The following is a 14,532-nucleotide window of genomic DNA, read 5'->3' on the forward strand; positions in this document are numbered from 1 at the left end:
AAGGCGGAAAAGTTTGCTAGGGTAAAGGGGTGCCGTTTGGGATAGGTCACCCTGTGTTGAATTCTGAAAAAGGAAGATAACCAATGAGTAATCACTTCTCTGCCACCCTCAAAGATCCTGCTTTGTTCCGCGAGGCCAACTATATCGATGGGCAATGGCTGCCGATCAAAGGCGACCAGTGCATCAAAGTCCACAATCCCGCCACCGGCGAACTGGTCGGCCAGGTACCGGCCTTGGGTACCAAAGAAACCGCCCAGGCGATTGCCGCCGCCAAGAAGGCCCAGCCGGCCTGGCGTGCACTGACCGCCAAAGAACGCGCCGGCAAACTGCGCCGCCTGTTCGAGTTGATGATGGAAAACCAGGACGATCTGGCGCTGATCATGACCGCAGAACAGGGCAAACCACTGGCTGAAAGCCGGGGTGAAATTGCCTACGCGGCGTCCTTTATCGAGTGGTTTGCCGAAGAAGGCAAACGTGTCTACGGCGATACCATTCCGCAGCCCCAGGCTGGTCGGCGCATTATCGTGCAGAAAGAACCGATTGGGGTTTTCGCCGCCATTACGCCGTGGAACTTCCCGGCAGCAATGATCACCCGCAAAGCCGGCCCCGGCTGGGCGGCGGGCTGCACCGGGGTGATCCGCCCCGCCAGCCAGACGCCGTTCTCAGCATTGGCGCTCGCCGTGCTGGCCGAGCGAGCGGGCTTACCGGCCGGTGTTTGCAATGTGATTACCGGCCCGAGCCAGGCCATCGGCGCAGAACTGACCGCCAACCCGGACGTACGTAAGCTGTCGTTTACCGGCAGCACCGAGGTGGGTGCGCAACTGCTGGCGCAGTGTGCCCCGACCATCAAAAAGACCAGTATGGAACTGGGCGGCAACGCGCCGTTTATTGTGTTTGATGATGCAGATCTGGACGCCGCGGTGATCGGTGCAGTGGCCTCCAAATACCGCAACGCGGGCCAGACCTGCGTGTGCACCAACCGTTTTCTGGTGCAGAACGGCATCTACGACGCCTTTGCCGAAAAGCTAAAAGCGGCGGTGGAGAAATTGAAAGTGGGCAACGGCCTGGACGACGGCGTGACTATCGGCCCGTTGATTAACCCGGCCGCGGTGGAAAAAGTCAGCGAGCATATCGCCGACGCGGTGCAACGCGGCGCATCAATTCTGCTGGGAGGTAAACCTCATGCATTGGGCAATAACTTCTTCACGCCGACCATTCTGACCGACGTACCACGGCAGGCCAAAATCTTCCATGAGGAAACCTTTGGTCCGGTAGCACCGCTGATCCGTTTCAACAGCGAAGCCGAAGCCATTGAGCTGGCCAATGATACGCCGTTTGGCCTGGCCTCGTACTTCTACAGCCGGGATATTGGCCGAGTGATGCGCGTCGCCGAAGCGCTGGAATATGGCATCGTCGGCATAAATGAAGGGTTGATCTCCACCGAGGTTGCCCCGTTCGGCGGGGTTAAAAACTCCGGGTTGGGCCGTGAGGGATCGAAGTACGGTATCGAAGATTATCTTGAGATTAAGTACCTGTGCCTCGGTGGCCTCGGGAGCTAACCGCCCGGCCCCAGAAGACGGCCCGCACTGCGCGGGCCGGTAAAGAGTTATTGGAATTCAGGATCGGGTTTGCCGGTGATGCGGTTGCGGATATCGCGGCGGAAGATTTCAATGGTCCACATCCACAGGATATGGCCCAAAGTCTCGGAAAAAATCTCATCCGCCGGCAGATGCCAGGCCGGAGGCGCCCACCCGCCCAACGGCAGCACCACACCATGGAACATCAGCGTAATCAACAGGCCGAACGCCACGCCTTGCCACAGTTTAATTTTGGGAAAAATCTCCGCCAGGAAACAATACGCCATGGCGAAAAAGATAGAAAACAGGTGATGAACCCCGGCCACGCCCCAATTAACCATATGTCCGGAATACTGATAGACCAGATCGCCGGTTTTAATGCCGAGATCATTCAGCATCTCCATGGGGGGAATGGCTCTGTCCGCCGTACGCGGCGGCAATGGGTTTTCGGTGCCCCACTTCACAAAACTGGCGACATTACCGCCGACAAAACCGGCGAACAACGCCGCCCGATAGTTACGAACATTTTTCCTTGTCACTGCCAGCCAATCAGCCATGTCGTCCCCTTCCCTGTTATCAATAATGTAGTTGAATGATAAACCGCGACGCGCTGAACCGTCGGTAGCCGAAATACGATTATCTATCGCGATATCTCTGACATTATAGTGGCTCTTCCGACAGTCGCTTAAATGAGGTCACAATGGAATTCTCCGCCGCTATCCCCATTCTTCGCATCTTCTCAGTTGAAAAGGCCAAGGAGTTTTATCTGGATTTTCTCGGTTTCACGCTGGATTGGGAGCACCGCTTCAGCGAGGATTTGCCGCTGTACGCGCAGGTCACTCGCTCAGGCCTGACCTTGCACCTCAGCGAGCACCACGGCGACAGCACGCCGGGCTCTACGGTATTCATTCCCACGCTGGATATCGACGCACTGCACACCGAGCTATCGGCCAAGCAGTATCGCTACGCCAGGCCGGGGGTTGAAACTGTCGACTGGGGAAAAGAGCTGATCATTGCCGATCCCTTCGGTAATCGGCTGCGTTTTTGCCAGCAAATTGACCACGCCTGACGCTCTAAGGCGTTAACCACGCAGGCACTACTTTTGGTACTGCGCGTCGCTGACCTGCTCCATCCAGTCCACCGGGCTACCGTTCAGTGACTCGGCGATAGCGATGTGAGTCATGGCGGTGTCCGGCGTCGCACCGTGCCAGTGTTTGACATCTTCCGGGATCCAGACAATATCGCCCTGGTTCATTTCCTGGATCTCATCGCCCCACACCTGGATCCAACCGCGTCCCTGGGTGACGATCAACGTCTGGCCAAGCGGATGGGTATGCCAGGCAGTACGAGCACCGGGCTCAAAGGTCACGGTAGCACCGCCCACGCGCGCCGGTTCACTGCCGGCAAAAGGCGCATCAATTCGCACCTTACCGGTAAAATAGTCTTCTGGGCCCGGACGGGAAGGCTGGGAACCGCTGCGTTGAATTTTCACTTGTTTCTCCGTTTCGGCCAAAGCGGCCGGGGCTAACATGGACAGAATAATTGTAGAGGCTGCGAGTAATTTCACCGGATAACTCCTAACGGGTGACTGAGGAGACAGAGGAACGCTTGGCAAACACCTCTTTGGCGACCGGAACGGCGGACATGGCGTTGGGCCAACCGACATAGAACGCCAAATGAGCCATCACCTCGCCCGCCTGTTGCTGGGTCAGGCCGTTGTCCATCGCCTTGTTGAGATGGAAGGTGATTTGCGCCACCTGCCCGTTAGCCACCAGCGCACTCACCGTGACCAAACTGCGATCGCGGGGTACCAGTGCCGGCCGTAGCCAAAGGTCGTGAAACAGCACGTCGGTGGTATAGGCCACCAGCCCGGGGAATTGCTCACTGCCGACCACATTTTCCACTGCACTGACCCGTAACCCTTCCGCCACCGCGTCCAGCGGCAACCGTTGAGGGTCCGCCACAGGCAATTCGGCAGCGCTGATGCCACGCTGTTGATAGACCTCTCGCGCTGCCGCCACCGCCGCCATGGCGTTGCCCCAACCGGTATAGAAAGCCAGATGAGTGATGATCTCCGACAGCTCGGCGGCGGTTACGCCGTTGTCCAATGCCAGGTTAAATTGCTTAGTCATCAGCGCAGTTTGGTTGCGGGCGATGACTGCGGCGACGGTGATCACGCTACGATCGCGCGGCGAAAGCGCCGGACGCTGCCAAAGATCGCCCTGTAAGGTGTCGCGTTGAAATTTCGCCAATGCCGGTGAGACGCTTTTAACCCGCTCTTCCGAGTCTGGGGTTTCTGCCCCGGCGCTGCCAGATATCGCCATCGACAAAGAAAGGGCCGTTGCTGCGCAGTATTTCATTCATCTATTTCCCGATAAAAATGACACGTTAGACAAAAGATAGCGTCACGCCCGCATCACGACTAGATAGCAAAATGCGCAAGGAGCTATGAGCTGAATTCATTAATTGTCTATGGCCGCGGCAAGCGACTAGAATATCGCCATTAATTCAGCCCACACGGCGAGGCCGGGATGTTAAAAGAAAACTTTAATGATTTAATTTCGTTTCTGATGGTAGCCCGCGAACGCAGCTTCACCAGGGCGGCGGCAAAACTTGGCGTTTCCCAATCGGCCCTGAGCCATGCCATCAGAGGGCTGGAAGAGCGGCTGGAACTGCGTTTATTAACCCGCACCACCCGCAGCGTGGCGCCTACCGAGGCCGGTGAAAGACTGTTGAACAGCATCGGTCCGCGCTTTGCGGAAATTGAAAATGAGCTGGATGCCTTAAGTGAAATGCGAGAGCGACCGGCGGGTAATATCCGCATCACCGCCGGCGAACATGCCGTCGATTCGGTGCTGTGGCCGGTGTTGAAGTCATTTCTGGCGGACTACCCGGATATCAATGTCGAAATCACGGTGGATAATACCCTGACCGACATTGTCGCAGGCCGTTTTGATGCCGGAATTCGCCTGGGTGAGCAGGTTGCCAAGGACATGATTGCGGTACGCATCGCACCGGACATGCGCATAGTGCCCGTCGCCTCCCCCGCTTATTTTGAGCAAAACGACACGCCGGACACCCCGCAGGAATTGCAAAACCATCGCTGCATCAATATGCGCTTACCCACCATGGGGGGACTCTACGCCTGGGAGTTTGAAAAAGACGGTCGCGAGATCAAGGTGCGTGTCGAGGGGCAGCTAACCTTTAACAGTCTGCGCCAACGCATTGACGCGGCGCTGCTGGGCTTTGGCATCGCCTTTGTCCCGGAAGATGCCGTCACCCTGGAGTTGACCGACGGCCGTTTAGTGCAGGTGCTCGACGAATGGTGCCCGCACTTCCCCGGCTATTACCTCTATTATCCCAACCGCAGGCAGCACACCACCGCCTTTGCGCTGTTTATTGAGGCACTGCGTTACCCGCGGCCCACCTGAACGATTAGGTTATATTCATAAAACCAACAAATAATCGAAAAAACAGCACAAGCTACGTAATAAAATAATAACAATTAGAGTAACCTGCCCGCGCTTCAGCCGGAGCTGTCTCGCCCGTTGGCGATCATGTCAACGACGGCGCAGAAAGCCAGGCCTGACTCAGTCCTTTTTTGCTTTCCCCCCAATGACAGAGATTATTCAATAGCCCAAAACCAACCTCGCCACTTTTAGCAGCCACGGCCTTTTAACCCTGGCGATGGAGAGGATTTGCCGAACACACGGGATGGATTTTTAGGGAGAAACCGCGTGTTTTTTTGGATATGGCTTAATCTCTAAATCGGGGACTTTTCATTTTGGTAAGGATAATACTATGCAAAATAAAGCATCATTGTCGCCGCTCATCATCATCACGGCGCTGTTTGCCGCGTTGAGCGGACTCTATCTGCTGGGAGGCGGCATCTGGCTGGCCAAGCTCGGCGGTTCACTGTATTACATCATTGCCGGCCTGGTGCTGTTAGTGACGGCCTGGCTGCTGGTTCGCCGCCGTGCGACCGCGCTGCTGCTGTACGCGGTGTTTTTACTCGGTACCACGGTGTGGGCGCTGTGGGAAGTCGGTCCGGACTTCTGGGCGCTGACGCCGCGACTGGATGTCACCTTCTTCTTCGGCCTGTGGCTGGTGTTGCCCTTTATCTATCGCAAGCTTAACGCCCATGGCAAGTTGGCCTACAGCGCACTGAGCCTGGCACTGGTGGTCACCGTGGTGGCACTGGCCTATGCGGTGTTTAACGATCCACAAGAGATCAACGGTACCCTTGAACCGGCACAGGCGAAGGTTACCCCTCAGGCGTCGGACGCTGACTGGCCGGCCTATGGCCGTACGCAGGAAGGCACGCGCTATTCCCCCCTGAGCCAGATCAATGACAAAAACGTCGGCCAGCTCAAAGAAGCCTGGACCTTCCAGACCGGAGATCTGAAAACCGCCAACGATCCGGGGGAAATCACCAACGAAGTGACCCCGATTAAAATCCGCGACACGCTCTATCTGTGCACCCCACACCAGAAGCTGTTCGCGCTGGATGCGGCCACCGGTAAACAGAAGTGGACGTTTGATCCTCAGTTGAAGTTCAACCCGACCTTCCAGCACATCACCTGCCGTGGCGTCTCTTATCATGAGACTCCTGCCGCCACGGGTACCGCCACCGACACCTCTCCGGCACAGTGCGCACGCCGTATTATTCTGCCGGTGAATGACGGCCGCCTGTTTGCGCTGGATGCAGAGACCGGCAAGCCTTGCGCCGACTTCGCCAATAACGGTGAGCTCAACCTGCAAAGCAATATGCCGTATGCCACCCCGGGCCATTATGAGCCGACCTCACCGCCAGTGATCACCGACAAGGTGATTGTCATTGCCGGTGCGGTGACCGACAACTACTCCAATCGCGAACCTTCGGGCGTGATCCGCGGTTTTGACGTTAACAGTGGCAAACTGCTGTGGGCGTTTGATCCGGGTGCAGATGAACCCAACGCCATCCCGGCGGATGAGCATCACTTCACGCCGAACTCGCCAAACTCCTGGGCGCCTTCCGCCTACGATGCCAAGCTGGATATCGTTTACCTGCCAATGGGCGTCACCACGCCGGATATCTGGGGTGGCGATCGCACGCCGAACATGGAGCGCTACGCCAGCGGCCTGCTGGCGCTGAACGCGTCTACCGGTAAGCTGGTGTGGTTCTATCAAACGGTGCACCATGATCTGTGGGATATGGACGTACCGGCCCAGCCAACGCTGGCGGACATTACCGACAAGAGCGGCAACAAGGTGCCGGTGATTTATGTGCCGACCAAGACCGGTAACATCTTCGTACTGAACCGCACCAACGGCGAACTGGTGGTACCTGCGCCTGAAAAACCGGTTCCGCAGGGCCCGGCCAAGGGCGACCGCCTGTCACCGACTCAGCCTTTCTCTGAGCTGACTTTCCGCCCGGAGAAAAAACTGACCGGCGCGGATATGTGGGGTGCCACCATTTATGACCAACTGGTTTGCCGGGTGATGTTCCACAGCCTGCGTTATGAAGGCACCTTCACCCCGCCTTCCGAACAAGGTACGTTGGTATTCCCAGGTAACCTCGGTATGTTCGAATGGGGCGGCCTGTCTGTCGATACTGACCGTCAGGTGGCCATCGCCAACCCTATCGCGCTGCCGTTTGTGTCAAAACTGATCCCACGCGGTCCGGGCAACCCTATCGAACCTCCGGTCGGCGATAAAGGCGGCAGCGGTACCGAAGCCGGTGTGCAACCACAGTACGGTGTGCCATTCGGCGTGACCCTGAACCCGTTCCTGTCACCGCTTGGCCTGCCGTGTAAGCAGCCGGCTTGGGGTTATATTTCCGCGGTGGATCTGAAAACCAACGACATCGTGTGGAAAAAACGCATCGGTACCGTTCGCGACAGCTCTCCGCTGCCATTACCGTTCAAAATGGGTATGCCGATGTTGGGCGGACCGGTCTCTACCGCCGGGAATGTGTTCTTCATTGGCGCAACGGCGGACAACTATCTGCGTGCCTTCAGCGTGACCAACGGTGAAAAACTGTGGGAAGCGCGGTTGCCGGCCGGTGGCCAGGCGACACCAATGACCTATGAGGTCAACGGCAAGCAGTACGTGGTAATTTCCGCTGGCGGTCATGGCTCATTCGGCACCAAGCTGGGCGACTATATTGTCGCTTACGCCTTGCCAGATGAGAAATAATCGTCGAGGATAGTCCTATCACAGAGCACGCCACCCGGCGTGCTCTGTCACCACAAAATACCCGCCAGACCCTTTCCTGTCAGATCTCACCACCCGCATAATAAATTTCACCCTACATATTGATAATGATTATCATTCGCAATATTATACCTGCGTAGGCCCCGGCAGTGGCCGACAATCATCTCTATATCACAGGCAGTAAACTGGTGGCCGCCTTCGGGCGGCCCTATTCGGAGGCACATGACCAAACAGCGCAGCAGGCAAACAACCCCAACCACCCCAGCTATCCACACCGGCGCGGAGGATCTCATATGAGCCAACAACCCCTGACCGCCATGTTGATGCTGATTTATCTGCTGCTGATGGTACCGGCGCTGTTCGCTATCGATAACCGCCTGAGCACTACCCGCTGGGGCCAGAGCCGCCTGGTCCGCAAAACGCTGCAAACCGGGTTTATCATTGCCCTGACCCTGCTGTTCTTCGGCCTCATGACGTTATTGTATTGATTAATTCGCCGCCACCGGCAGCACGGCTTCCTGTTTTACCACCGCAACCTTGCCGCTCAGCGCGAAGGCCGAGATCAGGGTAAACAGCAAGGCAATGCAGCCGAGGATCAGATACGAGGTTTTGAAGCCGTAGTTGACGTACATCAGGCCCGCTGCATAGGACATGCCGATGGCCGATAGCTGCTTGAAGAAGCAGAAGCCCCACAGGTAGATTGATGCCGAGAGGTTAACGTTAAACTGGGTGGTAATGTATTTGAAAATGCCCACCAGCAGGAACGGCACTTCAAACATATGCAGGGTCTTGAGGAAAATTACCGCGGTCACCGAATCTGCCTGCGAAGAACCGATAATCCGCACCGACATAATCACCCCGGCAATCAGCAGCGCGTTCTTGCCGCCAATACGGTTGATGATCAACGGCGCAAAGAACATGATAAAAGCGTTAAGAAACTCACCCAGCGTGGTCACATAGCCAAACGCCTGAGTCCCCGCATGTCGGTCGCTGAAAAACGAAGTGAAGAAGTTGGCAAACTGCTGATCGAACACGTCGTACACGCAGGCTACCCCAACGATATACATCACCAGGCACCAAAATTTGCGCATTTTCAGCAGGCTCAGCGCCGCTTTCAACTTGACGGGTTTATGGTTCAGCGCTAATCCGTCCGCCACCGCCAGCGTGTTATTTTGCTCCGGTTTAAACATATACAGCAGACCGGCCAGCACTAGCGCAAAGCTCGACGCCAGCCAAAAAGCGAACTGGTTGTTAATCGTAAACATATAACCGACGATCGAGGCGCAAATCGCCCAGCCAATACAGCCAAACAGGCGGGCCCGGCCATACTCAAATTGGCTGCGGCGGCTCACCTTCTCGATATAAGCTTCAATGGCCGGCGAACCCCCGCTGCACACCAGTCCCAGATAAATGCCGCACAGCAACGCCCCGAGCACAAAGTTGGTTTTCAGCAGCGGCGAGAACACATAAATAAACAGCGGCGCCAGAAACAGCAGCAGGAAAATGATCATCCACAGCAGGTGTTTCTTCAGGCCAAACTTATCGGTGACAAAACCAAAAATCGGCTGGAACACCAGGGCAAACAGCGCCATGCTGGCGAATACCAGGCCGGTTTGCTGCTGATCGAGCTGATTGACGTCATGCAACCAAATCGGAAAGAACGGCAGCACCGCGCCCATGATAAAGAAATAGAAAAAACAGAAGGCACCGAAGATCCAAAAGTTCTTGTTTCTTAAATAAAACATGGCTCACCATCCCATTTATGACGGCGCAGGAAGCCCCGCGCCTTGTGCGTTTTGAGGAGGTAATACAGTCAGTTCAGCGATCAACGGTAGGCGGGAAGCCAGTTACCGTGAGCCTCAATCAGTTCATCGCAAAGCTTGCGAATATCATCAATCGAAAGCTCGGCAGACGTATGCGGATCCAACAGCGCCGCGTGGTATATGGCCTCACGTTTATGGGTTACCGCTGCTTCGATCGTCAGCAGTTGGGTATTGATATTGGTGCGGTTGAGCGCCGCCAGTTGCTCCGGTAAATGCCCGACATAGCATGGCGAGATCCCCTGTCCATCCACCAGGCAAGGCACTTCAACACAGGCCTCGGCAGGGAGGTTGGTAATTAAACCGGTGTTGAGCACATTGCCGCCAATCTTGTACGGGCGATCGGTTTCCATCGCCTCGATAATATAGGACGCATACTCATGCGTGCGGGTATGCGTCAGATTGGCGTCATTCGTCAGCGCCAGCTTGCGCTGTTGCCATTGGTCGATCTGTTCAATGCAGCGGCGCGGATACTCATCCAGTGGAATATTGAAGCGCTCAATCAATTCCGGATAATTACGCTTAATCCAGTAAGGCATGTACTCAGCATTATGCTCGGAAGACTCAGTGACGTAATAGCCAAAGGTTTTCATGATTTCATGGCGCACCATATCATCATGCTTGCCCTGCAGCGCGTTGGCGCGGCGCTTGATTTCCGGGTACAGATCCTCGCCATGACGGCGAACATCCAGCAGCCAGGCCATATGGTTGATGCCCGCGATATGGAACTGCACGTCATCTGTGGGCATATCCACGCTTTTCAGCAGCGTCTCTGCGCAGACCTGAACGCTGTGACACAGCCCCACGGTTTTCACGCCGGTATGACGCAGCATACCGCCGGTTAAGGCGGCCATCGGGTTGGTGTAGTTCAGCAACCAGGCATCCGGGCATACCGCTTCAATATCCCGGGCGAAATCAAACATCACCGGCAGGGTGCGCAGTGCGCGGAAGATCCCGCCTATCCCCAGGGTATCGGCAATGGTCTGCTGCAGGCCGTACTTTTTGGCAATGGTGAAATCGGTGATGGTGCAAGGATCGTAACCGCCGACCTGGATGGCATTCACCACATAATTGGCATTTTTCAATGCCGTGCGGCGATTTTCCACCCCGAGATAAGGGGTGATTTTCGCCCTGCCGGCGTTAATATTGCGGTTGATATTGCTCAGCATGGCGAAAGATTCGTTGAGACGGGCGCTGTCTATGTCGTACAGCGCGATATCCACTTCTTTCAATGCCGGGGTCGCCATGATATCACCGAGGACGTTCTTGGCGAAGATGGTGCTGCCCGCGCCCATAAAAGTTACTTTAATCATCGTATTTCTCCGCTGCACTGGTTTTCGATAGGCTGAAATTACCCTGCAATGCCGAAGCGAGATATGGATGAATGTGACCTCATTATGGCGAAAAATGACGCAGCGCAAAAACTGTGAGCCAGGTCTGGATTTGGTGGCAGCCCAATCCTTATACGGCAGCTACACTGCTACAGTGGGTAATAAAACCAGGACAATAACTGATGCACAAGAGTTTTACCCTAAGTCGCACCGACAATATTGAACTGAACCTGTACCAATATGGTGAGGAGAACTGTGACAAAGGGCATAGCTTTGGCCCCGCCGTACGCCAGCACTATTTATTTCATTATGTGATAAGCGGTACCGGAGTGCTGCACAGCGAATACGGTGCATTTCCGGTGGTGGCCGGAGAAGGCTTTTTGATCCACCCACACGACGTGACTACCTATTGCGCCGATAAAAAAGATCCCTGGCATTACATGTGGCTGGAAGTCGACGGGCTGATGGCCGGCAAGCTTTTCGAAGAGTGCCACCTGAGTCGCCAGTTCCCGATTTATCGCGCCCGCACCTCGGATGAGACTCCCCAGGCCCTGCGCTACCTGCGGCGACTGGTCACTCATGACGATGAACACCGCCTGAAAACGCTCGGCCTGAGCTACCTGTTTTTTTCGGCGCTGATCGACCATAGATTACAGGGCAGCGACGAACACTCCAGTGACAAGGCGCAGCATCTGCACAAAGCGGTCAAACTGATTGAAAACCGCTACCACGAACAGCTGACCATTGAGCGTCTGGCCGCCTACTGCAATATCAACCGCAGTTATCTGTGCCGCTTGTTCAAAGGAGCATACGGTATTGGGCCAAAGGAATATTTGCTAAACTTCCGCATGACGCTCGCCACCAGTCTGTTACGCAACAGCCAGACGGCGATCAAAGTGGTAGGAATTTCGGTCGGTTATGAAAACCAGCTGCACTTTTCCAAAGCCTTCAAGCAGGTCCACGGTGTATCACCGGCCAAATGGCGGCAGGAGAACTGCCCGCTAACGCCGGTGGACGCGGAATGATCACTTCATCAGGTCCTTTTCCTCAGCGACTTTCGATTTTATCCGCGGGTACTTCCACAGCCAGCGCCCGCTGACCATTCGCCAGTAGAACAACGCACCGCGTACTGCCCAATCCATAAACATACCCAGCCAGACGCCGACCACGCCCATGCCCAACAGGATACCCAGCGTATAGCCGGCCACCACGCGGCAGCCCCACATACCCAGCATCGACACCCACATGGCGAATCGGGCGTCACGCGCCCCTTTCAAACCGGCGGGCAGCACCCATGAGGCAGCCCAAATGGGCATAAAGGCGGCGTTGAGCCAGACCAGCACCTTTACCACTTCCTTCACGTCATCTTGCTGGCTATAAAATGAGGCGAACACCCCAGCCAGCGGTGCGGTACCCCAGGCGATCGCCGTCAGGCCAATGGTCGCCAGCCAGAAGATATGGCGCAACTGCCTTTCCGCCTGGGCTATTTGCCCTTTCCCCAGACGTTTGCCGACAATAATGGTCGACGCCGATCCCAAGGCGTTGCCCGGCAGGTTAATCAAAGAGGCAATAGAGAAAGCGATAAAATTGCCGGCGATAACGTTGGTGCCCATTCCGGCGACAAACATTTGCGTCAACAACTTACCGCCGTTGAACAACACCGACTCGATGCTGGCAGGGATACCGATCCCCAGCACTTCCCACAGGATCGTCAGTTTTAACGGGCTAAAGTAACTTTTCAGCGTGATGTGCAACGCCGGGTTAAAGCCGATCATCAGCACATAAATAATCGCTATCGCACCGATATAGCGGGAAATGGTCAGCCCCAGTCCAGCCCCGACAAAGCCCAGCCCATGCCAGCCCAACATGCCGTAAATCAGGATGCTGCTGATGATGATATTCAGGATATTCATGCCGCCGTTGATCAACAGCGGGATTTTGGTATTCCCGGCACCACGCAGCGCCCCACTGCCAATCAGTGCAATAGCTGCCGCCGGGTAGCTCCAGACAGTGGTTTGCAGGTAAGAAAGCGCCAGCGCCTTCACCTCCGGCGTGGCGGCACCGGCAATCACATTAATGATCTGCTCGCCCGCCAAATGGATGCCCACTGCCAGCACCAGAGCCACCAGCGTCATCAACACCAGCGACTGACGGGCGGCCGAACGGGCTCTTTTGCGATCCCGCTTGCCGAGGCTGAACGCCACCACCACCGTGGTGCCCAGATCCACCGCCGCAAAGAAAGAGATAATCACCATGTTGAAGCTGTCTGCCAGCCCCACTCCGGCCATCGCCTCCTTGCCAATCCAGCTCACCAGAAAAGTACTCAGCACCCCCATCAGCAGGACGCAGGCGTTCTCCATAAAGATCGGCACCGCCAGCGGTGTGATCTCACGCCAAAACAGGACGCGGTAGCTTTTGCGTTTGGGGTACCATGGCGTGTTTTCCACACGCTGACGCAGGGCAGCATATAAGTTCAAGATCGGCTCATGGGATAAAAGTGAAACAACATTTCAAATAATGAGTGACAGATGCTTATCCTGCAAAGAATTTTTTGCCAATGCGCTGTGGATTAGGAAAATGGCTGGGGCGGCGCCGTATGCCGCGCCCACCTCAGCCTGGCATAAACTACTCCATGTAGTCTTCCTGATCGGACTTCGCTGCGACAATAAAGTTTGCGGTGCGATTGTTCATCACGGCACATTTGTCCGTCAGCAACTGACGATCCTCCAACACGGCCAGGTAACGAGCCTGAGCCAGTGCCGGCAACTGCTGATAGCCCGCCGCCTGAGTATCCCAGCCGCGATGCTCCGCCACGCGCATCGCGGTGCGCTGCAGTTTGACATCATCTGGAATATCCGCACGGCCACAGTTTTGCCGCAGGAAATGGCTGCCCGCCAACATGGTAGAAAGCTGATCCAGCTGCGCTTGCAGTGCCGGCGGTGGCTTATGCGCCGTTTGCTGGCAACCCACGAGAAAGACCAAAGCCGCAGCGCCCAAAACTGAAGTACGTAACACCCTAAGCATAGCGATTACCCTTAAATAAAAGATGGTTAACATCAGCTTAGGCGAGCGATGAAATACTGCAAGCCAACGGATAACGGGCATCTTGGATAGCAATTCAAATCAACGGCAAAGAACACTTTTCGTTGTTGGTACGGTCTTTCAAATTCTTGCATGTTGCGCAGGGAATATCAGCGTACGGCGCGATTGGTTATCAAAATAACACGACCAGCCAAAGGGCTATTGCCATAATAACCGTGACCAACTGTGCCGCACCGCCTAAATCCTTGGCTCGCTTCGATAAGGGATGTATATCCAGAGAAATGCGATCGACGACGCTCTCAATCGCAGTGTTAAGCAACTCAACAACCAGTAAAAGGAAGCAACTTGAAATCAATAACAGCCTTTCCATTTTTGTAATATCTATAAGAAATGTAACTATCAGTAAAATTAAGTTAATAATGAGTAACTGACGAAAAGCATCCTCTGTGATAACGGCATCAACAAAGCCGTCCAATGAGTTTTTTATGCTACTGGTTAAGCGTCTTATTCCTTTTTTCTTTTCAAATGACATGCATTTACTCTTATAAAAGTCAGGGTGATTTATAA

At 55.2% G+C, this 14,532-nt stretch carries 14 protein-coding genes; 6 read left to right on the forward strand and 8 right to left on the reverse strand.

Annotated features, from left to right (window positions below; genetic code table 11):
• Positions 1-83 precede the first annotated feature (83 nt).
• The gene (gene gabD / locus F8R23_RS06870; protein ID WP_129936811.1) at positions 84-1,559 is read left to right on the forward strand and encodes an NADP-dependent succinate-semialdehyde dehydrogenase; all 1,476 of its coding nucleotides are present in this window, start codon (positions 84-86) and stop codon (positions 1,557-1,559) included.
• Positions 1,560-1,606: 47 nt separating this feature from the next.
• Here gabD and F8R23_RS06875 read toward each other — a convergent pair whose 3' ends face one another.
• Complete coding sequence (locus F8R23_RS06875) at positions 1,607-2,134, reverse strand: YagU family protein (RefSeq protein ID WP_129936812.1); 528 nt, start codon at positions 2,132-2,134, stop codon at positions 1,607-1,609.
• Between the two features lie 143 nt (positions 2,135-2,277).
• Here F8R23_RS06875 and F8R23_RS06880 point away from each other — a divergent pair, with 143 nt between their 5' ends.
• A complete protein-coding gene (locus F8R23_RS06880; RefSeq protein ID WP_129936813.1) occupies positions 2,278-2,646 on the forward strand; it encodes a glyoxalase superfamily protein in 369 nt (122 codons plus the stop codon).
• Positions 2,647-2,673: 27 nt separating this feature from the next.
• Here F8R23_RS06880 and F8R23_RS06885 read toward each other — a convergent pair whose 3' ends face one another.
• Both F8R23_RS06885 and F8R23_RS06890 read right to left on the reverse strand, forming a co-directional pair.
• Positions 2,674-3,069, reverse strand: a complete 396-nt coding sequence (locus F8R23_RS06885; RefSeq protein WP_085117480.1) for a (R)-mandelonitrile lyase — start codon at positions 3,067-3,069, stop codon at positions 2,674-2,676.
• Between the two features lie 85 nt (positions 3,070-3,154).
• Positions 3,155-3,937 carry a carboxymuconolactone decarboxylase family protein gene (locus tag F8R23_RS06890; protein WP_151415424.1) on the reverse strand — a complete coding sequence of 261 codons (783 nt, stop codon included), beginning with the start codon at positions 3,935-3,937 and terminating at the stop codon, positions 3,155-3,157.
• A 171-nt stretch (positions 3,938-4,108) separates the two neighbouring features.
• Between F8R23_RS06890 and F8R23_RS06895 the strand changes: the two genes are divergently transcribed.
• From F8R23_RS06895 to F8R23_RS06905, 3 genes are all read left to right on the forward strand, one after another.
• Positions 4,109-5,008 carry a LysR family transcriptional regulator gene (locus tag F8R23_RS06895; RefSeq protein WP_129936815.1) on the forward strand — a complete coding sequence of 300 codons (900 nt, stop codon included), beginning with the start codon at positions 4,109-4,111 and terminating at the stop codon, positions 5,006-5,008.
• Between the two features lie 370 nt (positions 5,009-5,378).
• Entirely contained in the window at positions 5,379-7,754 is a 2,376-nt protein-coding gene (locus F8R23_RS06900; RefSeq protein WP_129936816.1) for a glucose/quinate/shikimate family membrane-bound PQQ-dependent dehydrogenase, read from the forward strand.
• A gap of 311 nt (positions 7,755-8,065) precedes the next feature.
• Positions 8,066-8,260 carry a hypothetical protein gene (locus tag F8R23_RS06905; protein WP_112349523.1) on the forward strand — a complete coding sequence of 65 codons (195 nt, stop codon included), beginning with the start codon at positions 8,066-8,068 and terminating at the stop codon, positions 8,258-8,260.
• Here F8R23_RS06905 and F8R23_RS06910 read toward each other — a convergent pair whose 3' ends face one another.
• Together F8R23_RS06910 and melA are read right to left on the reverse strand one after the other, a co-directional pair.
• Positions 8,261-9,517 carry an MFS transporter gene (locus F8R23_RS06910; RefSeq protein WP_151415425.1) on the reverse strand — a complete coding sequence of 419 codons (1,257 nt, stop codon included), beginning with the start codon at positions 9,515-9,517 and terminating at the stop codon, positions 8,261-8,263. It lies immediately after the preceding gene.
• Positions 9,518-9,597: 80 nt separating this feature from the next.
• Positions 9,598-10,905 (reverse strand): alpha-glucosidase/alpha-galactosidase, encoded by a 1,308-nt coding sequence (melA, locus tag F8R23_RS06915; protein ID WP_112349521.1) that lies wholly within the window; start codon positions 10,903-10,905, stop codon positions 9,598-9,600.
• 200 nt (positions 10,906-11,105) lie between these two features.
• Between melA and F8R23_RS06920 the strand changes: the two genes are divergently transcribed.
• Positions 11,106-11,948 carry an AraC family transcriptional regulator gene (locus F8R23_RS06920; RefSeq protein WP_129936817.1) on the forward strand — a complete coding sequence of 281 codons (843 nt, stop codon included), beginning with the start codon at positions 11,106-11,108 and terminating at the stop codon, positions 11,946-11,948.
• On the opposite strand, the gene F8R23_RS06925 is transcribed toward F8R23_RS06920, so the two are convergent.
• The 3 genes from F8R23_RS06925 to F8R23_RS06935 all read right to left on the reverse strand — a co-directional run bounded on the left by F8R23_RS06925 (position 11,949) and on the right by F8R23_RS06935 (position 14,497).
• Positions 11,949-13,400, reverse strand: coding sequence for an EmmdR/YeeO family multidrug/toxin efflux MATE transporter (locus F8R23_RS06925; protein WP_129938322.1), 1,452 nt, complete (start codon positions 13,398-13,400; stop codon positions 11,949-11,951).
• 148 nt (positions 13,401-13,548) lie between these two features.
• A complete protein-coding gene (gspS, locus tag F8R23_RS06930; protein WP_129938323.1) occupies positions 13,549-13,947 on the reverse strand; it encodes a type II secretion system pilot lipoprotein GspS in 399 nt (132 codons plus the stop codon).
• A gap of 190 nt (positions 13,948-14,137) precedes the next feature.
• Positions 14,138-14,497, reverse strand: a complete 360-nt coding sequence (locus F8R23_RS06935; protein ID WP_129936819.1) for a diacylglycerol kinase — start codon at positions 14,495-14,497, stop codon at positions 14,138-14,140.
• Positions 14,498-14,532 lie beyond the last annotated feature (35 nt).

The organism is Serratia proteamaculans (genome assembly GCF_008830365.1).
GTDB lineage: Bacteria > Pseudomonadota > Gammaproteobacteria > Enterobacterales > Enterobacteriaceae > Serratia > Serratia proteamaculans.